The sequence below is a fragment of the Parahoeflea alexandrii genome, from assembly GCF_024105735.1.
GTDB classification, from domain to species: domain Bacteria; phylum Pseudomonadota; class Alphaproteobacteria; order Rhizobiales; family Rhizobiaceae; genus Hoeflea; species Hoeflea alexandrii.
The window spans coordinates 182853-207983 of sequence record NZ_JAAAML010000004.1 but is presented as its reverse complement, the minus strand read 5'-3'; the positions used below and the strand labels follow the sequence as shown (position 1 = coordinate 207983).

Genomic DNA, 25131 nt, shown 5'->3' with positions numbered 1-25131 from the left:
TTGACTGGCGCAGGTTTTATTAAGGATCATTGCCATGAACGCACGCAGTTTCACTGCCGCATTGTCGGCTGTCCGCACTCCGGGTTTCGGCTCGGTCGTCCTGGGTTTCGCGCACGCGCTGGTGCGCAACGTCCGGCAGGTTTCCAATGCTCGGCTCAATCGCCGTAAGGCTTGCAAGATTGCCGAGCTGTCCGATCGTGAACTGTCGGATATCGGCTTGACCCGCGATGATGTGCGCTATGGATTTTCCGTGCCGTTCAATGCCGATCCGACGGTTGAGCTGGCCCGCCGCGCACGCCTGAACAGCTACTACTGAATTATCACTGTCCCCCGCGGGATACTGCCCTGTGTCCCGCCCTTAGCCCGGCCGCCCGGCAACTCCTTCGAGTTTCGCGGCCGGGTCTTTTTGTTGCAGGTGCTACTGCGACCGCTTCATGCCCTGAAGATACTGGTCAAAAATCGTTTCCATGTTCTTCTGATAGCCCTGCTGCACCTCCTTGCCGGCATCGAACATCGGTCCGAACAAGTCGTCATAGGGGTTGCGCTTGCGGCCTGACGGCATGCGGTCCGGGTCAGGCTGTTGCTCGGGCTCGGGCGCCTCACGAGGCTGGCCGCCGCCCATGGCGCCACCGAGCATGTCCTGAAAGATCTGTCCGAGAGGATTGTCGCCGAAAGGGTTGCCGGTAGTTTGCGTGGCCGGGCGCTGCGCCCCGCCGCCGAACATGCCTTCAAGGATCTGCCCCAGCGGATTGTCCATTGGCGAGGCCCTGGGCGCCGGTTTCGCTTGGCCGCCCCCCAAGCCCTGGCGCATCATCTCGGAGATCAGGTCCCCGATCGGATTGGAGCCACCCATGGCATTGGCTTGACCATGGCCGGAAGCCTGTCCGGTCGCCTGCTTGAAGAGCCCGCCCATAATGGTCGTCGCCAGGATCGGCAGCATCTGCTTGTAGACCTCCTGGCCGATGCCTGTCGCCGCTTCGGCCTGTGCCGCGACCGCGCGGCTGACTTCCTTGGATCCGAACAGGTGCCCCAGAATGCCGTTGCCCTCCTGCATGGCCTGTGGGCTGAAAGCATTCTGCATGTTCTCGAAATACTGGGCATGGTTGCCGCCAGCGAGCGCTGACAGGAAATTCGACATGTCCATGGGGTTGGAAGCGTTGCGCTTCAGGCCCGTTGAAAAGGCTGGCATCAGTGCCGCCATTGCCTGTTCCACCTGGCTGGTGCTCAGGCCGAATTGCTGCGCCATGGCCCGCATCGCGTTGCCGTTGTTGGCGTTCATCATCATGTCGTAAAGCGGCATCATCGGATCAGGTCTCTCCTCAATCGCCCCAAGGGGCTTGAGCAAAGACTATACCGCCCGAAGCTTTGTGCCTAGGGCGGCAATCCCTTGTCCGGGCACGCATTGTCTGGATACCCGCGTCCGGGGCTACAGCGCCGCGCATTCGATTGGATGGGCTAAGGGCGCTGTAACGCTGAGAACAAATGCATGTATGCTGTCGCTCTATCCGATCCAAATGAGCGCGACATGGATCAATAGGCGTAATCGGTGAAGACCGGGTCGACGGATCCTTGCCAGCGGCCGTTGTAGAGCGCCAGCATTTCTTCGGCCAGGGTTGTTCCGCGAGCGATGGATTCCTCCAGCGGAGCCAGGAAATGGCTTTCGTCATTGCCTTCGGAATTCAGCCGTGCCCTGTTGATGAGGCCCCGGCGGGAAATGCCGAGCACCTCGCGGCCGATATCATGCAGCGATTTGTCATTGATTCTGGCGTTCAGCCCATCGCGTGGAGTGGTGTTGCGCAGGCTGTTCACCTCTTCCAGGCTCCAGTTGCGGGTGAGTTCGAGCGCTTCACCGATCGCGCTTTCATCATAGAGCAGACCGACCCAGAACGCCGGCAGCGCACAGATCCGACGCCACGGGCCACCGTCTGCGCCGCGCATTTCGATGAAGCGCTTGAGCCGGGCGTCGGGAAACAGCGTCCCCAGATGGTTGGTCCAGTCGCCCATCGTGGGCATGGGCTGGTCCAGTTCGCCCTTCAAGGCGCCGTTCATGAACTGACGGAAGGTGACATGGGTCGCCTCGTGGTAACGCCCGTCGCGAAGCACGAAATACATCGGTACATCCAGCGCCCATTCGACGTAATCCAGGAAGCCGAAATCATCCGAATAGACAAACGGCAATTGCCCCGAGCGCTGGTTGTCGGTGTCGCGCCAGATATCGCCGCGCCAGGAAACCAGGCCGTTGGGCTTGCCTTCGGTGAAGGGAGATGCGGCAAACAGCGCGGTCGCCAGCGGCTGCAGCTTCATGCCCAGCTGCATCTTTCGGCGCATGTCGGCTTCCGAGGAAAAGTCGAGATTAACCTGGATCGTGCAGGTCCGGTACATCATGTCGAGCCCCTGGCTTCCGACCTTCGGCATGTAGCGGGTCATGATGTCATAGCGGGATTTCGGCATCTTCGGCGTCTCGGCCAGAGACCACGCCGGGCTGCCGCCGATGCCGAGAAAACGGATGCCCAGCGGCTCGGCGATCTCCCGCAATTGCGCCAGGTGGGCATTGGATTCGCGGCAGGTCTGGTGAATGGTCTCGAGCGGCGCGCCTGACAGCTCGAACTGCCCGCCCGGCTCAAGGCTGATGGCGCCGGCGCCTGTCGGTTCGACCAGGCCTATGATCTTCCCCGCGTCGATGATCGGCTCCCAGCCAAGCATGGATGCCATGCCCTCGAGCAATGCCTTGATCGAGCGATCGCCCTCATAGGGGACGGGTTCGTGGGTATCGGTATAGAACACGAACTTCTCGTGCTCGGTGCCGATCCGCCATTTGTCCTGCGGCTTGCAGCCCGCAGCCATCCAGTCGGCCAGTTCATTGATCGAACTGATCGGGGTGTCGTCGGTGGTGTCGCGCGCCATGGCTGACCCTTTTTCATCTCACAGGCGCGATCTCAAACCACGCATCCTGACGCTGATTGGACCGGAACCGGTCCGCCATGCAAGCGAAAATCCTTGATCGAAGGATCAAAGAAGCTTGATCCGTAGCTGATCTGCAACCCTACCAGTCGCCGATGGTCATTTGAACCGCTGTCAGGGCCGCCACCGCGGCCGTGTCGGCGCGAAGGATACGCGGTCCCAGCGGTATTGATGTGACGAAGGGCAGGGCGGTCAGGACCTCCCGTTCCCGCTCGGAAAAGCCGCCTTCCGGACCGACCAACAGCGCCAGATCGCGTTCCTTGATGCTCTCAAGCGCCTTGGCCGGATTGTTGCCGGCCTGGCTCTCGTTGCAGAAAATGATGCGGCGCGCCGGGTCCCAGTCAGCAATCAGGCTGTCAAACTTGACCGCTTCCGCCAGTTCCGGGATTGCGAGATTGCCACATTGCTCGGCTGCTTCGATAATGTTGGCCTCAAGCCGCCCTGCATTGACCTTGTGCAGCTGGGTATGATCGGTGAACACCGGCGTGATCCTGCGCACACCCATTTCGGTAGCTTTTTGCACGAGATATTCCAGCCGGCCGACTTTCAGCGGCGCGAACAGGAAATCCAGCCGCGATTGCTCGGGTTGTTCCCGGGTCCGGACGCTGATTTCCAGGCTTGCAGATTTCTTGCCTTGAGGACGCAGCGTAGCGGAAAACTCGCCGTCACGTCCGTTGAAGACAAGAACCTCGGCGCCATCACCGAACCGCAGCACGGTGAGCAGGTAATGTGCCTGTTCCTTGCCCAACGGGGCAAGCGCACCTTCGGCAAGTTCGGTGTCGAGATAAAGTCTTTGCAGTTTGTAATTGGCACGCATGCGCGTCTTCTTGCCCAGGCCGACCGGAAGATCAAGCTCCCGGGGAGATCAACTGGTCGCCCGCCGTGTCAGCGCCGCGGCAACGCCTGCCATGATCAACAGCGATCCGCCGGTGCGCATCGCCAGTTTCATCACCTTTGGCCGGCGGATGGTCTGCCGGGCGCCGGCGGCGGCATAGGCGAACATGGCCGCGTTGATTACTCCGAGAAAGGTGAAGGTCAGCACATAGGTTGCGGCCTGCGGCGCATAGGGCAGGGCGGGGTCGATGAACTGCGGCACGAAGGCCACGAAGAACAGGATACCCTTGGGGTTGAGCGCCGTGATCAGAAAGGAATCGCGAAAGATCGTCGTCGGTTTGCCGGAATGGTCTGCCACTTCGGCTGCAGCCATCTCGGGCAGTGTCACAGGCGTCCGCCACATCTTGTATCCGATCCAGATCAGATAGACCGCACCGATGAACTTCAGCGCCTGAAACAGCGACGCGGACGCCGCCAGCAATGCGCCGGCGCCTGCGATTGACAGCGATGTCGCAAGCAGGTCTCCCAGCCCGACACCCATCACGCTCGCAAGCGCAGTCTTGCGGCCATGCGCCAGCGCCTGGGTGATCACCATGACGATGGTCGGCCCTGGAATGACCAGCAGGATGATGCTGGCGAGCACGAATGCGGCAAAATGCTCGGGTGAGACTGGCATGGCGTCTGGCTCCGAAGTGGAAAAACCGGAGCAAGCCGTAAATTTCCGCGAGCGTCAATATCCCCGGACCCGCACCTGATCAATTGGTGCGGGTCCGGGCAGGTATCAGCGGATACTATTCGATGGTGCCCGGCAGACTGAGATCTCCGGAAGCGATGTCAAACACATCCGTCACACAAAGCAGCGGTGCATGTACGTTTGCGTTGATCTTCAGTGCCGCTGTTACGCCGTCGAACGATGCCCCGGCAATTCCGCCGGAATCCGCCAACGTGACCGTGACGGCAATTTCCGGACCATCAAACACGGGATTGAAGCCAGGGCTGTCGATGAAAAGCGGTAACCCCGGCCACGTTGCCGGCAATTTCGGTGTCTCGTTCTCTCCGATGTCACGCACGGACAACGCTCCCGCTCCGCAAGCCTCGTTTGGGGTCAGGACCACCCAATGGCTGTGCCAGCCGGCGCCGTCATTTGCCATGTCGCCGTCGCCGTTCTCGTCATAAAGCGGTGTGTCGTCGAAATCCGGATGGCTGGTGGCGGCAAGCGCCAGAATGCCCGTCCCGCCTTCAAAGCCCACTTCGGAGGGATCGAGCGAAGTCGGCCAGACATAGGACCAGACCGGAGCGCCAGCAAGCGCACCGTTCGCGGAGGGTTTCTCCGCCCCGGCTGTCCCTTCCGTTGTCATGTGAAACGTAATCGAACTGCCGGTCCTGTGAACATGGGCCGCGAGAATGTCGAACGGTGCCGGTGTGCCGGTGTCGGCTTTCGACTGGATCGCACCTTTCTGGTTGATCGCGTGGGTTTCGTCTGCATGAGCCGGGCTGGTGAGCAGTCCGCTCAGAGCGATGATGAGAAGTGGTTTCATGGGTGTCTCCTTTCAGGTTGACCGGGTCTTAATAGTAGCGAGTCGAAACTATTGCAAGATATATTTCGAGTCGCTATTATCATCGCCATGAGTACCCATCATTCCAATCAGATCCGTGCCCTGATCGAGCGACTTGCCCGGCTTTCCGAAGCGGAAGACTGGGCTGGAGAGCTCAACCCCGCCCAGATGGCGGCGCTGAGCTACCTCTCCAATGCCAACCGTTTTTCGCGAGCTCCCTCCCATGTCGCCTCCTTTTCAGGCTCCACCCGCGGTACTGTCTCACAGACCTTGCGGGCCCTCGAACGCAAGGGTCTGGTCACCGAAACACGTTCACAAAACGACCGGCGCAGCATCTCTTATTCAGTGACAGCCAAGGGGCGCGAACTGGCACTCAGCGGAAAAGCGCTCGACAACGCGATCGCCAGTCTGCCCCCCGACAGGGTGCAGGCGCTGGAGCAGGGGCTGGGCAATGTCCTGCGGACCTTGCTGGCCGCGCAAGGCGGCAGATCCTTCGGCCTGTGCCGCCAGTGCCGCCATCATGAGCGCCGCGGATCCGCCAGTTATTGTCACCTGCTCAAGGTCGATCTCGAACCGGCGGAGACAGAACAGATCTGCCATGAACATTCGCCCGCGTGATGCCAGTGCGACCTGAACTCCGAGCCATAGTGACCGGGCTCTATGTCGGCCAGGTCCGCCAGCTCTGGCCAGGCAAGGCTGTCTCGGCAATAGGCAAGCTGCCGACAGCGGCTGCACAGGTTCTCACGGAAACCGGTTTCGCGGATGATCAGCAGGCCGATCTTGCGGTTCACGGCGGCGTCGAGAAGGCGGTTCATCACTATGCCGCGGAGCACTACGAAGCATGGCGGGCGGAACTAGGCCCCTCTGCGGACGGTTTCGGGCCCGGTCGGTTTGGCGAGAACATCTCGACAACCGGTATGACAGAGAGTGATCTCTGTATTGGCGACAGACTGCTACTCGGGTCTGCGATCGTGGAGATATCCCAGGGTCGCCAGCCTTGCTGGAAGCTCAATGCCCATGCGGGCTTGAAGACCATGGCTGCCCTGTTTCAGCAGACCGCGCGCACCGGTTGGTATTATCGCGTGATTGAACCTGGCACGGTGCGCATCGGTGACGAGATCATGCGTCTGGAATGCCCGAATCCGGACTGGACTGTTGAACGCGTCACCCGCGCCCGGCTCAATCCGCGACTTGCCCCGGATATCGCTTCAGTATTGGCCCGGTTGCCGCGGCTTGCACCCGGTTGGGCGGACGCTTTCAGCCGCAAATCCCATCGAGGTTTTAGCGAAGACGTCACCGTCCGGCTTGAAGGGTAGCGCGGCAGCCTACTCGACCACGATGACATGCAGCGCCCGCGGGCCGTGCGCGCCGAGCAGGATGGTCTGTTCGATGTCGCCCGAGCGGGATGGACCGGTAACCAGGTTGAAGGCCCTCGGCATCTCGCCCTTGCCCCGCGCCTTGCGCAACATCGCCCAGACGCTTTCCATGTCGCCCTTGATGTCGCTGGCCTTGAGCACCACGATATGGTGCTCGGGCAGGAAATTGATGGTGGTCGGGTTGTCCTGGCCGGAAGCCAGCGCCAGCGTTCCGGTCTCGGCGATCCCGGCCATAGCATGGCTGACGCCGGAGAGATCACCGCCATCGGAGGCGCCGTGGCGGATCTCGAGGTTTTTCTCGGTTTCCCAGCCGGCCTTCTTCAGCCGCTTGTCGGCGCCCATCCGGATTTCGGCCGGCAGGTTGCGCGACCGCAGATAGGTGGCGACTTCCGCCGGAACCGCCTTGTAGTCGCTGACCCTTGCCAGGGTCGCGCCGAATTGCTCGGCCATGGCGCAGAACAGGTCGACCTGCCCGGCCTTCGGCAGTTTTGCCCTGGCGGGTATGACGCCTGTAGGTGTACTTTCCAGCCGCTCGGCAACCGTCTTGCGGCGCACGTCGTCGGAGTCCGGCACCCGCATCGACGCCCGGATCTTGCTCAGCACCGTGTCGCGCGCGCTCATTGTCCAGCCTCTTGCTTGAGTGGCTCCTGCTTCAACGCCTCGCGCTGCGCCCAGGCCTGCAGGAAGGTGCGGCCTTCGGGCGCCGGCAGGTCGCGATGGCGGGTCCATCCCCCGGCAAGCGGCAGAGAATGGAAGCGTCGCGAAGTGCCGCCGAACAGCGACAGCAGCGGCATGCCGAAGGAGGCGGCGAGCCGGTAGAGCTTCGGCCGCTTGGCAAAGAAGGCCCAGGCCTTCAGGCCGTAGCGCGCGACTGCGGGCGTCAAATTGCGTTCGAACTCGCGCTCGCGCCAGTGCCGCATCATTTTCGGCAGCGGAATCCGCATCGGGCAGACACTTTCGCAGCGGCCGCAGAAGGTCGAGGCGTTGGGCAGCTGCCCGGTTTCGTCGATGCCGTTCAGCGACGGCGTGAGAACCGCGCCCATCGGGCCGGGATAGACCGAGCCGTAGGCGTGGCCGCCGACTGCGTGATAGACCGGGCAATGGTTCATGCAGGCGCCGCAGCGGATGCAGCGCAGCATGTCCTGGTACTCGGTGCCGAGCATCGCCGATCGGCCATTGTCCAGAAGCACGACGTGATACTCGTCCGGTCCGTCCGGGTCTTCCTCGCGCTTCGGGCCGGTGGAGAATGTCGTGTAGACACTCATGTCCTGCCCGGTGGCCGAGCGCGCCAGCACCCTGAGGATCTGTGACGTGTCCTCCAGCGTTGGCACGATCTTCTCGATCGAGGCGACAACAACGTGAACCTTGCCCAGTGTCTGGGTCAGGTCGCCATTGCCTTCATTGGTGACGATCACCGATGTGCCGGTTTCGGCGATGAGAAAGTTGGCGCCGGTGATGCCGACATCGGCGGCAAAATAGCGCTGGCGCAGCACTTCGCGCGCTTCGCTGAGCAGCGATACCGGCTCGGAAAGGTCGCGGTCCTTGGCCAGATGGGTGTGCACCCGCCGGAAATCACCCTCGACCTGCTCCTTGTTGAGATGCACTGCCGGTGCGATGATATGGCTCGGATGTTCGCCGCGCAGCTGGATGATGTACTCGCCGAGATCGGTTTCCACCGGCTCGATGCCGTTGGCTGCGAGGTGATCGTTGAGCGCGATCTCCTCGGTGATCATCGACTTGCCCTTGGTCACCGTCCGGGCGTTGGCTTTCTGGCAGATGTCGAGCACGATGCGCCGCGCGTCCTCGGCGGTTTCGGCCCAGTGCACGTGCCCGCCAGCGGCGGTTACCTTGCGCTCGTATTCCTCGAGATAGAGGTCGAGATGGGCGAGCACATGGTTCTTGATGTCGCGGGCATTGTCGCGAAGTTCATCGAATTCCGGCAGGGCGTCGGCAGCCTTCTGGCGCTTGCCGATGAAGCCTTTCTGGACATTGCCGAGCGCTTTCTGCAATTGCGCGTCGACCAGCGCCTTCGACGCGTTTGCCTTGAACTTGTTGGCGGTGAGTTCCATCGACTGTCTCCTCTTCCGCTTACTTGCCGCTGCCGGCAATCGGCGGCTGGCTGGTCATTCCCGCGAGCACTTCGGCGACATGGCGAACCTCGACATCCGACCCCTGCCGCTTGAGTTTACCGGCCATATTCATCAGACAGCCAAGATCGCCGGCCAGCAGCATGTCGGCGCCGGATGTGTCGATGTTTCCGACTTTCTTGGTGACGATGGCATTGGAAATGTCGGAATACTTCACGCAGAAGGTGCCGCCAAAACCGCAACAGACATCCGAATCCGTCATCTCGCGAACCTCGACGCCACTGACATTGCCAAGCAGCTTGCGCGGTTGTTCCCTGATGCCGAGCTCGCGCAATCCCGAACAGGAATCGTGATAGGTGATGCTGGCTTCAAGCGATGCTCCGGTGTCGCGCACCATCATCACGTCGGTGAGAAACGAAATCAGCTCGTGGCACTTGCCCGAAAAGGCCTGCGCCCGCTGTTCCCAGGCGGCGTCACCCGCAAACAGGCCGGGATAGTGCTTTTTCAACATCGAGGCGCAGGATCCCGACGGCGCAACGATGAAGTCGAAACCTTCAAAGGCTTCGATCACCTGTTCCGCGATTTCGCGCGTGTCCGCCCTGTCGCCGGTGTTGTAGGCCGGCTGGCCGCAGCAGGTCTGAGCCACCGGAACATGCACTTCGCAGCCGGCGTCCTGCAGCAGCTTGACGCTGGCAAAGCCGACCGATGGCCTGAAAAGATCGACCAGACAGGTCGCAAAAAGTCCTACACGCGGCTGTGGGGCAGCCTTCGCTTCGCTTGACGTCACTCTGCCGCCTCCGATTGTTTCTGTTTTGGTGGTCTGACCGAAGCCGACAGATCCGGCGCGCGCTGCTGCAGCCGCAGTTTCGAAACCCGCTCCCAGTCGCCCGAGCGTTCGGCATCGGTCATGGCCCTCGAGACAAAATCGATATGGGCCTGTGCTGCGCGCCTTGCCGCCTCCGGATTGGCCGCCATGACCGCATCATAGATGGCGACATGCTGGGCAAGCAACTGATCGCGAGCGCCCGGAAGGTTGTAGACCAGCGCCCGGTTGTAGAACACGCCCTCGGCCAGCAATCGATAGCAGGATCTCAGCGTGTGCAGCAGGATGATGTTGTGCGCGCATTCGCCGATTGCGTTGTGAAATTCGACATCGATACCGGCCTCTTCCTCGAAATCGTCCTTCTCGTGGGCGGCCTTCATCGAGGTGATGATCCGGGTCAGCAGTGATTTGTCGGCCTCGGTGGCCCGGCGGGCTGCGAACTCGGCGGCAATACCCTCGATCTCGCGCCGGTATTCGAGATAGTCCAGTGTCGCCTTCTGATGCCGCGCGATCAGCTCCATTACCGGTTTGGTGAAAACCTGGCCGATGACATCGGCGACAAAGGTGCCGCCGCCATGCTGCGTGTTGAGCAGGCCCCGGCTCTCGAGCACCTTGAGCGCTTCTCGAAGGATAGGCCGGGACACATCGAATTGCTTGGCAAGCTCCCGCTCACCGGGCAGCCGGTCGCCCACCCGCAGGATACCTTCAAGCACCAGGATTTCAATCTGATGAACAACTTCATCAGCCGTCCGGCTGTGCTCGATCCGTGCAAAAATGTCCGTGGCCATCGCCGTTTCCTGCTCCATCCTCGCCGGGACCGTATCAAGGGTCGGGAAACGTGGTCAATATTTTTATCCAGTTTGTGGCAAGTTTCACTCCCGCCGCCGCAACTGGAGGTCATCTTTGAGTTGCCTTGCGGTCAGGCTGCATGGGGTGGAAGAGCTTCTCACAGCTATTCTGTCTGGCGTACGCCGAGTGTGTTCAAGAGATGCCGCCGCTGATCCACGCGAGGCGCCCTTGTTCATGTGCGGAAGCGCTTACCGATCGGTCTCGGGTCCATCCCAATAGGGCGTCGGACCGTAAAGATCTGCAAGATAGTCTATGAACAGCCGCACCTTGGCCGGCAGAAACCTGCGGCTGGCATAGACGGCGTGAATGGCGACATTGCGCGATCCTTCATAGGCCGGAAGAACTTGAACCAGCCGTCCGTCGGCGAGCTCCGCGCCAATGTCCCATGTCGAGCGCAAGGCGATGCCGACCCCGCCAATCACGGCTTCACGGACCACTTCGCTGGAATTGGTTTGCAGCGGCCCGGCTGGCCGGTGGACCATCTGGCCCTGAGGGCCTTCGAGTTTCCAGGCTTCGTTGTTATGGGGTGCAAGACAGATGTGGCGGTCGAGATCCTCGATCCTCTGCGGCGTTCCCTGACGCTTCAGATAATCGGGTGAAGCGACCAAAATACGCCGGACAGGGGCCAGTTTTCGGGCAACCAGACTGGAATCGCTCAATTCAGCGATCCTGATCGCGAGATCATAGCCGTCTCCGACGATATCAACGAATTCATCACGCAGCATCAGGTTGACGCCGAGATCCGGATTCGCCTGCATGAAGGCATTGATGTGCGGTGCAATGTGCATGCGCCCGAAGGATGTCGGGGCCGAGACCTTGAGCACCCCGTGCGCCAGCGCAGAGCGGCGCGAAACGAATGCTTCGGCCTCTTCGATGCCTGCAAGGATCGCGACAACGCGTTCGTAGAAGCCCTGTCCAGCCTCGGTAAGGGAAATCTGGCGGGTGGTGCGCTGCATCAGGCGGGTGCCGAGCCGGTCTTCAAGACGGCGTAGCCGCTTGGAGACCACTGCGGGAGAGAGCCCGAGTTCACGCCCTGCCGCGGACATCGATCCGGCGGACACCACGCGGGCAAAAATCTCAAGATCACCCAGATTGTTCATCTCGGGTCGTCTCCCCCTTTCAATACCTTATCCTGATCAGTACGCAGATACTGGTGTCTCAGATCAGTTTTGTTCAAACTGCTTTCAAGAGGCCTTCGTTCGAGGGCGGGCATGCCTCTGGTCCGCAACCCGGACCGCATTGCCGAGCGTCAAATTAAGTGGTAAACAAAAAATACCAGTTGAGGTCCGGATGCGGGACTTCTACACTGTCTTGAGACGGTAGGGAGGAAGCCATGTCAGAGTTGATTGCCTTTTTGGAGCCTGATCGTGCGATTCTGGATCGCCGTCCGGCAATCATTGCCGATCTCGCGGGCCTGCTCCCTGACAGCTGCCTGATAACCGATGAGAGGGAGCTGGTGCCGTTTGACACCGATGCCTTCGTCTCCTACCGGCGTATGCCGCTCGCGGTTGTTCTACCCGAAACCACGGCCCAGGTCGCCGCCGTGCTGAAATATTGCAACGAAAACTCGATCCCTGTCATTCCGCGCGGGGCAGGCACATCGCTCTCCGGTGGCGCGATCCCTCAGGAAGATGCAATCGTCATCGGCGTCTCCAAGCTCAATCGCATTCTCGAGGTCGATTTCTCCAACCGTGCCGCCGTTGTTCAGGCGGGTGTTACCAACATCTCCATCAGCCAGGCGGTCGATGCAGACGGCTTCTTCTACGCGCCCGACCCCAGCTCGCAGCTGGCCTGCACCATCGGCGGCAACATCGGCATGAACTCGGGCGGAGCCCACTGTCTCAAATACGGCGTGACCACCAACAACCTCCTTGGCGTCAAGATGGTCATGTTCGACGGCTCCGTCGTCGAAATCGGCGGCAAGGCACTCGATGCGGCGGGCTACGACCTGCTCGGGCTGATCTGCGGATCCGAAGGTCAGCTGGGCATCGTCACCGAGGCAACCGTCAGGCTGATAGCCAAGCCTGAAGGCGCCCGGCCGGTGCTGTTCGGCTTTGAGAGCTCGGTTGCCGCCGGCGCTTGCGTCACCGATATCATTGGCGCGGGCATCATACCGGTTGCCATCGAATTCATGGACAAGCCGGCCATCGAGATCTGCGAGGCCTTTGCCCAGGCCGGTTATCCTATGGATGTCGAGGCGCTCTTGATCGTCGAGGTCGAGGGCTCTGACGCCGAGATGGATGCCATGCTCGAGCGCATTATCGAAATCGCCCGCAGGCACGGCGTCAAGACCATCCGGGAGAGCCAGTCCGCCACAGAAGCGGCGCTGATCTGGAAAGGTCGCAAATCAGCCTTCGGTGCCACCGGCCGCATCGCCGATTACATCTGCATGGACGGCACCGTGCCGCTCGGGCAATTGTCGCACGTGCTGGAAAAAACCAGCGAGATCATCGACCGCTACGGCCTGCGGGTCGCCAATGTGTTTCATGCCGGCGACGGCAACATGCACCCGCTCATCCTGTTTGACGCCAATGATCCGGATGAGAGCATGAAGGCAGAAATGGCCGGCAACGATATTCTCAAGCTCTGCGTCGACGCCGGCGGCTGCCTGACAGGTGAGCATGGCGTCGGCATCGAGAAGCGCGACCTCATGCGCCACCAGTATTCCGACGCCGATCTGGCCCAGCAGATGCGGGTACGCGCCGCATTCGATCCTAAATGGATCCTTAATCCTTCCAAGGTGTTTCCGCTCGACGGCAGGAACGGTTCGCAGCCGGGCAACCAGAGCGCCGACGACAGGACAGCGGCATGAGTGCGCTCGATATCCAGTATCCCGAGAGCGAGGAAGCAATTGCCCGCATCGTCGTCGAGGCGGGCAAGGCGAACCGTCCCATTGAGGTGAGGGGAGGCGGCACCCGGCTCGATCTGGGTCGTCCCGTGCAATCCGCTTCCGTTCTGTCGGTAGCCAAATTGAGCGGCATCACCAATTACGACCCTTCCGAGCTGGTGATGGCGGCGCGTGCCGGAACGCCGCTCGCGGAGATCGAGGCAGCGCTGGCGGAAAACAACCAGATGCTCACCTTCGAGCCGATGGATCACCGCCCGCTTCTGGGTGCCGTCGGCGAGCCGACCATCGGCGGCGTCTTTGCCGGTAACGTCTCAGGCCCGCGGCGGATTTCCGCCGGCGCGGCGCGCGACAATCTTCTCGGTGTCCGCTTCGTCAACGGCTCCGGCGAAATCGTCAAAAGCGGCGGCCGGGTGATGAAGAATGTCACAGGACTTGATCTGGTCAAGCTGATGGCCGGCTCCTGGGGGACGCTCGGGGTTCTGAGCGAAGTCATATTCAAGGTGCTGCCGCGACCCGAAACCGCCGTCACAATCGCGGTATCGGGCCTCAACGATGCCGAAGCCGCCGAGGCCATGGCGGCAGCACTGGCCATGTCGGTCGAAGTCTCGGGCGCGGCGCACTTGCCCGAAAGCGTCATTGCCAGGTTTGCCGGTGGCAGTCTCAAGTGCGGCCCGGCAACGGTTCTGCGGCTTGAAGGGCTGATCCCTTCGGTCGAGGTTCGCACCGGGCGGCTGGTCGCCGAAATGGGCCGTCGGGGTACGGTATCCGTGCTGGACGGCGACGTTTCTGCCGGCCTCTGGCGCGATATCCGCGATGTCACGCCCTTTGCCGACGGCAGCATGAAGCCTGTATGGCGGGTGTCGGTCGCTCCGTCTGCCGGCCATCAGCTTGTCGCGGCCTTGCGGCTCAAGACCGGCGTTGATGCCTTCTACGACTGGCAGGGCGGGCTGGTCTGGCTGCGCATGGAATCGGATCCGGAAGCCGGACTGATCCGCCAGTACATCAAGGCACTGGGGGGCGGACACGCCACCCTGGTTCGGGCCGATGCCGCGACCCGCGCGTCTGTCGCGGTGTTCGAGCCGCAACCCAAACCGCTTGAGGCCCTGGCTCGTCGCATCAAGGATCAGTTCGATCCCGCTGGCGTACTCAACCCGGGACGCATGACGGCCGGAATGTGATAGAATTGCAGCCTCTTGGAAATGCAGACCTCGACAGAACAAGGAGCGTGAAATGAGCAATCACGACCAAGCCCCTGAAACTCGTAAGACCGACCGCTGGCTTGAGCCCGGCAAGACCAACCTGCAGGTCATTTACATTCTCTATCTTGTCAGTTTCGTCATCGGGATTTCCGGCCTTGTGGGCATCGTGTTGGCCCATCTCAATCGCGGCAAGTCCGAAGCCTGGCTCGAAAGCCACTACACTTGGGCGATCCGTACCTTCTGGCTCGGCCTTCTTGGCGCCTTTGTCAGCATGCTGCTGATGATTGTCATGATCGGTATGCTGACCATGTTGCTGGTCGCGCTCTGGATCGTCATCCGCACGGTCGTCGGGCTGCAGAAACTCGGACGCAACGAGCCCATCGACAATCCCCAAAGCTGGCTGCTTTGACGGACACCTGTCGCAAGAGGCGGCACAATTTCTGAAAGTTCCAAGGAAACCGCGACATGCAGACCAATTTTACCGCCGAGCAGCTGACTGATCCCGGTGTCGCCGAATCCGAGAAGATTTTGAGGAAATGTGTCCATTGCGGTTTCTGCACCGCCACCTGCCCGACCTATGTCACGCTTGGCAATGAACTCGACAGCCCGCGCGGCCGGATCTACCTGATCAAGGACATGCTCGAGAACAACCGCCCCGCCGACAAGCAGGTGGTCACCCATATCGACCGCTGCCTGTCGTGCCTCGCCTGCATGACCACATGCCCCTCCGGCGTCAACTATATGCACCTGGTCGACCATGCCCGGGCCCATATCGAGAAGACCTACAAGCGGCCGTTGATGAACCGCATCACCCGCGGACTGCTGGCAATGGTGCTGCCCTATCCGGGGCGCTTCCGCGCCTCGCTCTATGCAGCCCGGATTGGCCGGCCCTTCGCGCCGCTGTTCAAGGCGTTACCGGGCCTCAAGCCAATGGCAGCGATGCTCGAACTCGCGCCGTCCTCTGTCCCGGCGCAATCCGATGTTGCCAGACCCGGCGCCCATCCGGCGCAAGGTCAGAAGCGTGGCCGTGTCGCGATCCTGACCGGCTGCGCCCAGCCGGTACTCAAGCCCGGCATCAACGAGGCAACCGTCAGGCTGCTCAACCGCATCGGTGTCGAGGTGGTGGTGCCCGAAGGCGAGGGCTGCTGCGGCGCGCTGGTCCATCACATGGGCCGCGAGCACGATGCGCTTGATGCGGCGCGCAACAATGTCGACGCCTGGACCCGCGCAATAGACAATGGCGGGCTCGACGCCATCATCATCACCGCGTCGGGCTGCGGCACGACGATCAAGGATTATGGCTACATGCTGCGCGAGGACCCGGACTATGCGGCAAAAGCGGCCCGTGTCTCCGAGCTTGCCAAGGACATCACCGAATATCTGGCAGGCATCGAGATGCCCGCACCGGTCAACGGCGCCAGCATGATCGTGGCTTATCACTCTGCCTGTTCGATGCAGCATGGCCAGAAGATCACCACCCAGCCCAAGGCGCTCTTGAAGGCGGCCGGTTTTACCGTCAAGGACCCGCCCGAGGGCCATCTCTGCTGCGGTTCAGCCGGCACCTACAACATCATGCAGCCCGAGATCGCCCGGACGCTGCGCGACCGCAAGGTCAGGAACATCGAGCGGACAAAGCCGGATCTGATCGCCACCGGCAATATCGGCTGCATGACCCAGATCGCCGGCGGGACAGATATCCCGATCATCCACACGGTGGAGTTGCTCGACTGGGTCTATGGTGGAGAAAAGCCGGCGGGCCTGCCCGATATCGATCGGGCGAAGTCGGCACCATTGGTCGCTGCCGAGTAAAGCGCTACCCTGTTGCTGTCAGGCGGAAACGTTGTCCGCCAAGAGAGAACGCGGCGCTATTGAAGCGCCGCGTTCTGTATTTCCGGCCTTGCCAAGGGCAATTCCGCGCGGTCAGCCGCCGCCGAAGAGGGTTCCCAGAAGATCCATGCCGCGATCGGTATAGAGCTTTTCGGCACCCCTGCCGTTGGGGCCGATGACGATGACCTTGGAGCCAACGCCGGCCCGCTTGTAGAGATGCTCGACATCCTTGTTCATCATCCGGATGCAGCCCGACGACATGTTCTGGCCGATGGTCCAGGGCTGGTTGGTGCCATGGATGCGGAAGATGGTGTCGCGGCCGCCCTTGTAGAGATAGAGCGCGCGGGCCCCGAGTGGATTGTTGGGCCCACCCTTCATGTAGGTCGGGATGATCCGGCCCTTCCTGCGCTCCCGCGCGATCATGGTTGCCGGCGGACGCCAGTCCGGCCATTCGGCCTTGCGTCCCACCTTCACCGTTCCAGACCAGCCGAAGCCTTCCCGGCCAACGCCAACCCCGTAGCGGGTCGCGCGGTTGTTGCCCTCGACATAGTAGAGATACTTGGTGCTGGTATCGATGATGATGGTGCCGGGCTTCTCGCTGGTGACGAGGCGCACCTTCTTGCGCATGAATTCCGGCTTGGGCTTTTTCGACGTCGAGACCTCGACCAGCGGAAAGCCGTCATCTGATCCGGCCTCCACGGACGCGGGTGCAGCCAGGCGTGGGAACGCGGCAGCTCCCTGTGCAAAAGGAGCGACCATCAGCGCGCTGGCGCCGGCGGTCAGCATGAAACGTCGTGATACCCTGGTTGTCATAGCCCTTTTCCCCTCTTGGCTGCTTCGGCCTTGTTACAAAAGGTACCATTGATTTTGTGGGGATCAACAGCCCGCGCGATCAAAGTCATAACGTGTTTGTGATCGGGGAAACAAAAAACCGGTCCGGGAGCGGGCCCGAACCGGTTCTTGTCAGTAGTCCGAAAGCAGTGCTCTGCAGTTACATCACAATCACCTTGGCGCCGATCTTTGCCCGTTCGTAAAGATCCGTGACGTCTTCATTGCGCATCCGGATGCAGCCGGAGGAAACGGCTTTTCCGATGGTCCAGGGCTGGTTGGTGCCGTGGATTCGGTAGAGCGTCGAGCCGAGATAGAGCGCCCGGGCGCCGAGCGGGTTTTCCGGCCCGCCTTTCATGTGAGCAGGCAGGATCCGGCCTTCCTTCTCGCGCACCCGCTTGATCATTTCGGCAGGCGGACGCCAGTCCGGCCATTCGGCTTTGCGGGTGATCTTCTCCGTGCCGCTCCAGGCATGGCCTTCCTTGCCGACACCGACGCCGTAGCGCCGCGCCTGGCCATCGCCCATGACGTAGTAAAGGTGCCGTTCGCTGGTGTTGATGATGATCGTGCCGGGCTTCTGGTTACCGGTGTAGGCAACTGTCTGCGGCAGGAAGCGATCCTCGATCTGGCGGGTCGGCGCGGCCTTCACCCGCGGCGCGGCAAGCGCGACATTGGTCACCTGGCGGCGTTGAGAATTCAGCGCTCGCGTTTGTGGCGCCAGCGCGCGCACGGCCCGCGGCTTGGTCCGGTAGACGACGCCGCCGCGCGGCGCTGCCTGGCCGCGCAACTGCATCACCCAAGGGGCTGTCAGGTCGGGGCTGAGAACCACCGGCGGCCGCTGGCCGTAGCGGTCACCGGCGCTGGCCGGCACTGAAAATGCGGCAAGGCCGAGCGCCGCACCGGACATGAGAAAGAGAGCAAGTTGTTTCATCGGACGCACCAAATACCTTTCGTCTGATCACGACAGCTGCCATCACGTGTGCTGTGCCGATGGCCCTGTCTTCCAGGATCCATGCTGCGGCAGGGGTGGAATCAATTGGTGAATCCGGCTCGATAAAAGGCCTGCAACACCCGAAACCTCTCCTTAGGGTTATCGCCGTCTTGCCAAACGCGGTGAACGACCGCTTAATTGCATACGATTCCCGATTAACCATGACGACGAGCGGTACCATGGCGCATGAAAACGGCCTGATCACCGGCGAGGATGGCCGTACGCGCTGCTTCTGGCCGGGCAATCTGCCCGACTACCTGGCCTATCACGATCACGAATGGGGCCGGCCGGTAACCGACGATATCCGCCTGTTCGAAAAGATCTGCCTCGAAGGTTTTCAGTCGGGCCTGTCCTGGCTGACGATCCTGCGCAAGCGTGAGAATTTCCGCGCCGCCTTTGCCGGGTTTGATTTCCACAAGGTCGCCCGCTTTGACGAGTCTGACGTCGAGCGGCTGGTGGCCGACAAGGGCATCATTCGCCATCGCGGCAAGATCGTCTCGACCATCAACAATGCCAGCCGCGCCATCGATCTGGTCGAGGAGTTCGGCTCGCTCGCCGCCTATTTCTGGGCCCATGAACCCGGTCCGGACGAGCGGCCCGGGACGGTCGACTATGCCACCCTGACGGCAAACCCGACTACGGCGGTATCAACCCGGATCTCGAAGGATCTGAAGAAGCGCGGCTGGAGCTTTGTCGGCCCGACCACCGTCTATGCCTTCATGCAGGCCATGGGTCTGGTCAATGATCACCTCGAGGGTTGCTGCTGCCGTCAGGATATCGAGGCGCTGCGCGGCGCTCTGGTGCGCCCGGCATGACGCCTGAGGATCTCAAGACGCTCATCCATCAGGTTGCCGAAGCCACGCCAGAAATCGGGCCGCTGGAGGAAAGCCTCAAATGGGGAGAGCAGAGCTTCACGCCGCTCAAACGCAACGTTGGCAGCTCGGTCCGGATCGCGCCGCGTCCGGATGGCGAACTCGCGCTGATGTTCATCTGCCATACGAATCTGGTCGATGAGTTCCGCGGGCTCTATCCCGATGCCCTGACCTATGAAGGCAACCGCGCCATCGTGCTCTCACCAGGCATCGATGCCGACCGCGAAGCACTCAAGCACTGCATCGCGCTGGCGCTGACCTACAAGCTGCGCAAGCGCATGAAACGGATCTGACTTCAAAGCCGCCTCTGCTTGGCCATGGTCGCCAGCGCCACGCCGCCCAGGATCAGCAGCGAGGAGACGGCCAGTCTCAGCGTCCAGCCCTCGTCCAGGAACACCGTGCCGCCGATTGCCGCGATCACCGGCACGGTCAGTTGCACGATCGCGCCCTGGGTTGCGCCGATCCGCTTGAGCACGCGGTACCACAGCGCGTAGCCCAGGCCCGAGGTGACCGCGCCGGAGGCAATGGCCAGCATCACCCCCTTGGCGCTGGCATGCACCGGCAATTGCGTTACCAGCACAAGGCCAAAGAGCGGGATGATGAAGGCGACCGAGCGCATGAAGTTGTCGGCCGTCGCCTTCAGCGGGTCCGGCAGCCCGCGCCCCCTGAGCGAATAGGCGCCCCAGGCAATTCCCGACGCAGCCATTGCCGCTGCCGCCAGCGGATCCGGCGCGGACAGGCCCGGCGAAACCAGCCAGATGAACGCGCCGAAGGCCACGATCAGGCCCAGCCATTCGAGCAGCGAGGGCCGGTCGCCCTCCTTCAGGCTCCAGCCGATCATCGTCGCCTGCACGCACGCAAACAGGATCAGCGCGCCAATCCCGGTATCGAGCGCCACGTAGGCGTAGGAAAACGCCACCGCATAGGCAAACAGGGCGAACGCCGAGGCCCAGGAGCCTGACTGGAGGCGCGGCCAGCGGCGTGCGCCTGTGCCGGTAACAGCGACCAGTAGCGCCAGCATGACGGCGCCGCTGCCGAGCCGCACCGCCGAATAGCTTGCCGGGTCGATCAGCGGCAGACCGCCCGATCCGAAGGGCCCTGGCGCAATCGCCATGCGTCCAAGCACCGAGTTGGCGGCAAACGCGATCATGGTCAGGCTGGTGAGCAGAATGAGGCGCAAGAACGAACCGCTTTCGTGAGAGGCCCGGGAGGGCGACGACTTACCTATCGCCCGATTGCCACCGCCTGTCGATCTTGCCGTGTGATTTCCACAGACAGGATGTACCGCGCTGCGTGGCCGCCCTTTCTGCCCGCCCTTTCTGCCCGCCCTTTCTGCCCGCCCTTTCTGCCCGCCCTTTCTGCCCGCCCTTTCTGAATGTCGGATGAACGGACGGTTCAGCGGGAGTTCAAGCCTGGCGCGCCATCCTTGTCCCCGATGTAGCCTGAACCAACAGGGGGCAGGCATCTCAAGGTCCTCAGAGACCGGGTGATTTTGAGCCGATTTGTTCAAGTCCGGCTTGCCCCGGCACCACGACACTCTGGGTCAGCGACGGTTCGCAGTCAGGCGCATCGCCATCTGCCCAAGGAACCATCACCCGGTCACCGCGTTGAAAGCGTGAAGGGCCATTTTGTAATCCTGCATGAGGAGTGTGGAATGTTTAGTAGTTTGATGAAATCCATCGTAACGGCCTCGTTTTGCCTGGCAGCACTTGCTCCAGCGGGCGCGGCGCCGATGGTCGTACAGAAACCGGCAGTCGAGATTACAGGCTCTTCTGGCCTGGTCGAGGTTCAGTACCGCGACAGGCACCGCCGCGATTTCCGTGAAAGGCACCACCACAAGAGGCGCGGTTTTTACCGCCACCACAAGCGCGGTTATTACAACGGCCATCGCGGCTATCGCCACAAGCGCCATGGCTATCGCCACTACAACGGTTACTGGTTCCCGCCGTCCGCCTTTTCCTTTGGCGAGATCATCGGCGGCAACAACCGCGGCAGTGTCGGCGTCCGCCCGGGCTATACCAACCCGCAGCATGTCCGCTGGTGCCACAACAAGTACCGCTCCTATGACCAGCGGACAAACACTTTCCAGCCTTACCACGGGCCGCGCCGCGAATGCCGCTCGCCTTATTATTGATTGGCCTTTGCGTTCCGGCCCGGGCGGGCGGGCGGTCTGACCATCGGCATGCCTGAGCTGGAGCACCCAAGCCTTGCAGCAAAAGGGCCTGTCGGTTAGGAGAAGCGCAACAAGTCGTTTCTCCTGCCGCAGGCCCTTTTTCATGTCCGACAAGAAGCAAAAGAAGCCCCAGAAACTCAAGGCACGCCTGGCGCGCGGTTTTCCGGATCGCTCGTCGGCCGATATCCGCGCCACCGACGAGATGATGGCGAAGATCAGGCTGGTCTACGAGCGCTTCGGTTTCGAGCCGGTGGAAACGCCCTTTGTCGAATACACCGACGCGCTGGGCAAGTTCCTGCCCGACCAGGACCGGCCCAACGAGGGTGTCTTTTCGTTTCAGGACGATGACGAGCAATGGCTCTCGCTGCGCTATGACCTGACCGCGCCGCTGGCGCGTCACGTCGCCGAAAACTTCAACGACATCCAGCTGCCCTACCGCACCTATCGCGCCGGATGGGTGTTCCGCAACGAAAAGCCCGGCCCGGGCCGGTTCCGCCAGTTCATGCAGTTCGATGCCGACATCGTCGGCGCGCCGGGTGTCCAGGCCGACGCCGAGATGTGCATGATGATGGCCGACACCATGGAAGCGCTGGGCATCCCGCGCGGCGACTACGTCATCCGCGTCAACAACCGCAAGGTGCTCGACGGCGTAATGGAGGCCATCGGGCTTGGTGGCGACGAGAATGCATCTCGCCGCCTCACCGTTCTCCGCGCCATCGACAAGCTCGACAAGTTCGGCATCGACGGCGTCAAGCTTTTGCTAGGCGCCGGCCGCTGGGACGGCGGCAAGGAAGGCGAGGGCGACTTCACGCCTGGAGCTGGTTTGGTAGATGACGACATAAATCTGTTAATCGGGTTCCTCCGATCCACAGTAAGCATCAAGCCTCTTTCGATAAAGTTTGATGGTGGTAACCAAGACGAAGATACCAAGCTCATGCCCCATGCAATGTTTCCTTACGATGGAAGCCGCTTGACTTCGAACGAGCGTTTCGCCCAGGGGATCGAAGAATTGTCGATTATTCGAAGCACAATTCACGCCTCCGGCTACGGTCCCGACCGCATCAAGATCGACCCCTCCGTGGTCCGCGGCCTCGAATACTACACCGGCCCGGTCTTCGAAGCGGAACTCCTGTTCGACGTCACCAACGAGAAGGGCCAGAAGGTTCAGTTCGGCTCGGTCGGTGGCGGTGGCCGTTACGACGGGCTGGTCTCGCGCTTCATGGGCCAGCCGGTCCCCGCAACCGGTTTCTCCATCGGCGTCTCGCGCCTGATGACGGCGCTCAAGAACCTGGGCAAGCTCTCGGGCGAGGCGGCCTCCGGCCCGATCCTGGTGACCATCATGGACCGCGACCGCATCGGCGACTACGCCAGGATGGCGCAGGAATTGCGCGTTGCGCTCAACCCGGTCGATGCGAACAACCAACCGCTCGGCCCGACCATCCCGGTCGAGCTGTTCCAGGGCAACCCCAAGGATTTCCCCAAGCAGCTGCGCTATGCCGACCGCCGGGGTTCGCCCATCGCCATCATCCAGGGCGGCAACGAGAAGGAAGCCGGCAAGCTCATCGTCAAGGACCTGATCGAGGGCAAGCGCATCGCCGAAACCATCACCGACAATGCCGAGTGGCGCGAGGCCAAGGCCGGTGAGCATCTGGTCGACGAGGGTGACCTTGTCATCACGGTCCAGCGCGTCCTTGCCGAACAGGCTTCCGATGGTCAGGACATTTGAGATGGAAGCCAATTATCCTTCTCAAAAGAAAAACCCCTCCCCAACCCCTCCCCACAAGGGGGAGGGGCTTAACCCGGCTCGTCCTTCCGGCGTAGTCTTCCAGCTTCGCTCGATGGCTGCTGGATTGCTTGGACTGGATTTGCGACGGATTAGCCCCTCCCCCTTGTGGGGAGGGGGTGGGGAGGAGCCTTTCCCAAAAGGTGTCGGGGACCGGCAATGATCCAGCTGGCAGCCCCCGATTTCTCCGCCGGTCTCGCAAGCGCGCTCGAAGCGCTTGAGGCGCCGCGCGTTGATATCCCGGTGATCCAACCGGCCGAGCCGTTTCTCGACATGGCCGGAGAGGACCTGCGCCGCCGCATCTTCCTCACCGAAAGCGAGACCGGAGAAAGCCTCTGTCTGAGGCCGGAATTCACCATTCCCGTGTGCAGTGCCCATATCGCTCAGAGTGTCGCCACGCCGCGCCGTTACTCCTATCTGGGCCAGGTGTTCCGCCAGCGCCGCGAAGGTGGCAACGAATTCTACCAGGCAGGTGTCGAGGATCTGGGTGAACCCGATGAAGCCCGTGCCGATGCCCGGGCGCTGTCCGAGGCCCGCGCGCTCATTGCGCAATTCGTGCCCGGTGCAGACCTTTCGATCATTCTGGGCGACCAGTCCGTGTTCGAGGCGGTGGTCGCCGGTCTTGGCCTGCCCGCCGGCTGGCAGAAGCGCCTTGTCCACGCCTTTGGCAACGCGCAGGCGCTTGAAGCCATGATGGCCCGCCTGGCCAGTCCCGACAGTGCGGCGCGGCCCGATCCCTCCGTGGCCGGTTTTCTCGCCACGGAAGATGTCGCGGGCCTCGAGGCGCATATCGAGCAGGTGATGCAGGAGACCGGCTATTCGACCCATGCCAGCCGCTCCCCGGCCGAGATTGCTGCCCGGCTGATCGGCAAGCAGTCGCTCGACAGCACCCGGCTGTCTGCCGCATCACTCGATGCGCTGAAGGCCTTCCTGGCTCTTGATGTCCCGCTTGATCGCGCCGCATCGGCGCTGGCCGGGTTTGCCCGGGATGCGGGCCTCGATATCAGTGGCGCGCAGCAGGCTTTCAAGGCGCGGCTCGATGCCCTGTCCGAGCGTGGTGAAGATCTTGGCGCCATCCACTGGCGGGCCGCCTTTGGCCGGCCGCTGGACTATTATACTGGCCTCGTCTTCGAGGTTTCGGCGGGAAGCAACAACCTCGTTCTCGCCGGCGGCGGTCGCTATGACCGGATGATGACCCTGCTCGGTGCGCGCGAGCCGATCCCCGCCGTGGGCTTCTCGCTCTGGCTCGACCGGATCGAAACCGTGAGGGCCGGCAAATGACCTTGACCGTGGCGCTGCCCTCCAAGGGCCGCATGAAGGATGATGCCATCGCCACTCTTGCCCGCGCCGGACTGACCGTGTCGGCAATCGGCAATGACCGCAGCTATCGTGGCCGGATCGACGGGATCGATGATGTCGAGGTGGCGTTCCTCTCGGCGTCCGAGATTGCCCGCGAACTCGGCGCCGGAGCCGTCGATTTCGGCGTCACCGGAGAGGACCTGGTGCGCGAAAGCCTCGCCCGTGCCGATGAGCGGGTGGAAATCACCGCCCGTCTCGGCTTCGGCAATGCCGATGTGGTCGTTGCCGTGCCGGATATCTGGAAGGATGTCGACAGCATGGCCGATCTTGGCGATGTGGCGGCTGATTTCCGCAGCCGTCATGGCCGGCGGCTGACGATCGCCACCAAGTACTGGCGGCTGACCCAGAACTTCTTCTCCACGCGCCACGGCATTCAGCTCTACCGGATCGTCGAGAGCCTCGGGGCGACCGAGGGCGCTCCCGCCTCCGGAGCCGCGGATATCATTGTCGACATCACCTCGACCGGCTCCACACTGACCGCCAATCACCTGCGCGTTCTTTCGGACGGGGTCATTCTCAGATCGGAAGCCTGCCTTGTTAGGGCGCGCAAGACCGCGCATGACAATGACAGCCGCGTTGCGGCGCTGATCGAGGCAGTGCGCTCGGCAAGCTGAGTTCGCCGTCCTGGAAGGGAAAAAAGAAAGGCCGCCTCGCGAGGAGGCGGCCGTGGCGTCAGGGGATCGGGAGCCCTTCGGCCAAGTCTGTCGCAGGGTGTCAGATCGGGGGGAACTTTCCTGCGACCCACAAGCGTTTACGCCGGCAGCG

At 62.1% G+C, this 25131-nt stretch carries 26 protein-coding genes; 13 read left to right on the top strand and 13 right to left on the bottom strand.

What is annotated here, in order from left to right; genetic code table 11:
• The first annotated feature begins 34 nt into the window (after window positions 1–34).
• Window positions 35–316 carry a DUF1127 domain-containing protein gene (locus GTW23_RS20285; protein ID WP_152009905.1) on the top strand — a complete coding sequence of 94 codons (282 nt, stop codon included), beginning with the start codon at window positions 35–37 and terminating at the stop codon, window positions 314–316.
• Between the two features lie 102 nt (window positions 317–418).
• Here GTW23_RS20285 and GTW23_RS20280 read toward each other — a convergent pair whose 3' ends face one another.
• The 5 genes from GTW23_RS20280 to GTW23_RS20260 all read right to left on the bottom strand — a co-directional run bounded on the left by GTW23_RS20280 (window position 419) and on the right by GTW23_RS20260 (window position 5333).
• Window positions 419–1303: a DUF937 domain-containing protein gene (locus GTW23_RS20280; protein WP_252917214.1), complete on the bottom strand. Its 885-nt coding sequence runs from the start codon at window positions 1301–1303 to the stop codon at window positions 419–421.
• A 227-nt stretch (window positions 1304–1530) separates the two neighbouring features.
• A complete protein-coding gene (locus GTW23_RS20275) occupies window positions 1531–2904 on the bottom strand; it encodes a glutamate--cysteine ligase (RefSeq protein WP_252917212.1) in 1374 nt (457 codons plus the stop codon).
• A gap of 139 nt (window positions 2905–3043) precedes the next feature.
• Window positions 3044–3778: a 16S rRNA (uracil(1498)-N(3))-methyltransferase gene (locus GTW23_RS20270; protein WP_252917211.1), complete on the bottom strand. Its 735-nt coding sequence runs from the start codon at window positions 3776–3778 to the stop codon at window positions 3044–3046.
• Between the two features lie 48 nt (window positions 3779–3826).
• The gene (locus GTW23_RS20265; RefSeq protein ID WP_252917209.1) at window positions 3827–4471 is read right to left on the bottom strand and encodes a LysE family translocator; all 645 of its coding nucleotides are present in this window, start codon (window positions 4469–4471) and stop codon (window positions 3827–3829) included.
• A 115-nt stretch (window positions 4472–4586) separates the two neighbouring features.
• Window positions 4587–5333, bottom strand: a complete 747-nt coding sequence (locus GTW23_RS20260) for a hypothetical protein (RefSeq protein ID WP_252917207.1) — start codon at window positions 5331–5333, stop codon at window positions 4587–4589.
• Window positions 5334–5420: 87 nt separating this feature from the next.
• Here GTW23_RS20260 and GTW23_RS20255 point away from each other — a divergent pair, with 87 nt between their 5' ends.
• Complete coding sequence (locus GTW23_RS20255; RefSeq protein ID WP_252917205.1) at window positions 5421–5969, top strand: MarR family winged helix-turn-helix transcriptional regulator; 549 nt, start codon at window positions 5421–5423, stop codon at window positions 5967–5969.
• Between the two features lie 5 nt (window positions 5970–5974).
• A complete protein-coding gene (locus tag GTW23_RS20250; RefSeq protein ID WP_252917204.1) occupies window positions 5975–6667 on the top strand; it encodes an MOSC domain-containing protein in 693 nt (230 codons plus the stop codon).
• A 9-nt stretch (window positions 6668–6676) separates the two neighbouring features.
• Here GTW23_RS20250 and GTW23_RS20245 read toward each other — a convergent pair whose 3' ends face one another.
• The 5 genes from GTW23_RS20245 to GTW23_RS20225 form a co-directional block, all read right to left on the bottom strand.
• On the bottom strand, window positions 6677–7348 hold the full coding sequence (locus GTW23_RS20245) for a LutC/YkgG family protein (RefSeq protein ID WP_252917201.1): 672 nt from the start codon (window positions 7346–7348) through the stop codon (window positions 6677–6679).
• Window positions 7345–8796, bottom strand: coding sequence for a LutB/LldF family L-lactate oxidation iron-sulfur protein (locus tag GTW23_RS20240; RefSeq protein WP_252917200.1), 1452 nt, complete (start codon window positions 8794–8796; stop codon window positions 7345–7347). The genes GTW23_RS20245 and GTW23_RS20240 overlap by 4 nt, the downstream gene beginning before the upstream one ends.
• Before the next feature lie 19 nt (window positions 8797–8815).
• On the bottom strand, window positions 8816–9601 hold the full coding sequence (locus GTW23_RS20235) for a (Fe-S)-binding protein (protein ID WP_252917199.1): 786 nt from the start codon (window positions 9599–9601) through the stop codon (window positions 8816–8818).
• The gene (locus GTW23_RS20230) at window positions 9598–10425 is read right to left on the bottom strand and encodes an FCD domain-containing protein (protein WP_152009894.1); all 828 of its coding nucleotides are present in this window, start codon (window positions 10423–10425) and stop codon (window positions 9598–9600) included. The genes GTW23_RS20235 and GTW23_RS20230 overlap by 4 nt, the downstream gene beginning before the upstream one ends.
• 249 nt (window positions 10426–10674) lie before the next feature.
• A complete protein-coding gene (locus tag GTW23_RS20225) occupies window positions 10675–11586 on the bottom strand; it encodes a LysR family transcriptional regulator (protein WP_152009893.1) in 912 nt (303 codons plus the stop codon).
• 233 nt (window positions 11587–11819) lie between these two features.
• Between GTW23_RS20225 and GTW23_RS20220 the strand changes: the two genes are divergently transcribed.
• The 4 genes from GTW23_RS20220 to glcF are packed head-to-tail and all read left to right on the top strand — an operon-like array spanning window position 11820 to window position 16342.
• The gene (locus GTW23_RS20220) at window positions 11820–13298 is read left to right on the top strand and encodes an FAD-binding oxidoreductase (protein ID WP_252917198.1); all 1479 of its coding nucleotides are present in this window, start codon (window positions 11820–11822) and stop codon (window positions 13296–13298) included.
• Window positions 13295–14512, top strand: coding sequence for a glycolate oxidase subunit GlcE (gene glcE, locus GTW23_RS20215; protein WP_252917197.1), 1218 nt, complete (start codon window positions 13295–13297; stop codon window positions 14510–14512). The genes GTW23_RS20220 and glcE overlap by 4 nt, the downstream gene beginning before the upstream one ends.
• A 52-nt stretch (window positions 14513–14564) precedes the next feature.
• A complete protein-coding gene (locus GTW23_RS20210) occupies window positions 14565–14942 on the top strand; it encodes a DUF4870 family protein (protein WP_252917196.1) in 378 nt (125 codons plus the stop codon).
• Window positions 14943–14998: 56 nt separating this feature from the next.
• Window positions 14999–16342: a glycolate oxidase subunit GlcF gene (glcF, locus tag GTW23_RS20205; protein WP_252917195.1), complete on the top strand. Its 1344-nt coding sequence runs from the start codon at window positions 14999–15001 to the stop codon at window positions 16340–16342.
• Window positions 16343–16453: 111 nt separating this feature from the next.
• On the opposite strand, the gene GTW23_RS20200 is transcribed toward glcF, so the two are convergent.
• Window positions 16454–17173 carry a L,D-transpeptidase gene (locus tag GTW23_RS20200; RefSeq protein WP_375589370.1) on the bottom strand — a complete coding sequence of 240 codons (720 nt, stop codon included), beginning with the start codon at window positions 17171–17173 and terminating at the stop codon, window positions 16454–16456.
• 178 nt (window positions 17174–17351) lie between these two features.
• Window positions 17352–18119 carry a L,D-transpeptidase gene (locus tag GTW23_RS20195; RefSeq protein WP_252917193.1) on the bottom strand — a complete coding sequence of 256 codons (768 nt, stop codon included), beginning with the start codon at window positions 18117–18119 and terminating at the stop codon, window positions 17352–17354.
• 239 nt (window positions 18120–18358) lie between these two features.
• On the opposite strand from GTW23_RS20195, the gene GTW23_RS20190 reads away from it, so the two are divergent.
• A complete protein-coding gene (locus tag GTW23_RS20190) occupies window positions 18359–18994 on the top strand; it encodes a DNA-3-methyladenine glycosylase I (RefSeq protein ID WP_252917486.1) in 636 nt (211 codons plus the stop codon).
• On the top strand, window positions 18991–19344 hold the full coding sequence (locus GTW23_RS20185) for a DUF1801 domain-containing protein (protein WP_152009886.1): 354 nt from the start codon (window positions 18991–18993) through the stop codon (window positions 19342–19344). Before GTW23_RS20190 ends, GTW23_RS20185 begins: the two co-directional genes overlap by 4 nt.
• Window positions 19345–19346: 2 nt before the next feature.
• Here GTW23_RS20185 and GTW23_RS20180 read toward each other — a convergent pair whose 3' ends face one another.
• Entirely contained in the window at window positions 19347–20231 is an 885-nt protein-coding gene (locus GTW23_RS20180; protein WP_252917191.1) for a DMT family transporter, read from the bottom strand.
• A 474-nt stretch (window positions 20232–20705) separates the two neighbouring features.
• Between GTW23_RS20180 and GTW23_RS20175 the strand changes: the two genes are divergently transcribed.
• From GTW23_RS20175 to hisG, 4 genes are all read left to right on the top strand, one after another.
• On the top strand, window positions 20706–21185 hold the full coding sequence (locus GTW23_RS20175) for a BA14K family protein (protein WP_252917189.1): 480 nt from the start codon (window positions 20706–20708) through the stop codon (window positions 21183–21185).
• A gap of 142 nt (window positions 21186–21327) precedes the next feature.
• Window positions 21328–22950, top strand: a complete 1623-nt coding sequence (gene hisS, locus GTW23_RS20170) for a histidine--tRNA ligase (protein ID WP_252917187.1) — start codon at window positions 21328–21330, stop codon at window positions 22948–22950.
• Window positions 22951–23166: 216 nt separating this feature from the next.
• Window positions 23167–24288, top strand: a complete 1122-nt coding sequence (locus tag GTW23_RS20165; protein ID WP_252917186.1) for an ATP phosphoribosyltransferase regulatory subunit — start codon at window positions 23167–23169, stop codon at window positions 24286–24288.
• The gene (gene hisG, locus GTW23_RS20160) at window positions 24285–24980 is read left to right on the top strand and encodes an ATP phosphoribosyltransferase (protein WP_252917185.1); all 696 of its coding nucleotides are present in this window, start codon (window positions 24285–24287) and stop codon (window positions 24978–24980) included. Before GTW23_RS20165 ends, hisG begins: the two co-directional genes overlap by 4 nt.
• The last annotated feature ends 151 nt before the right edge of the window (window positions 24981–25131 follow it).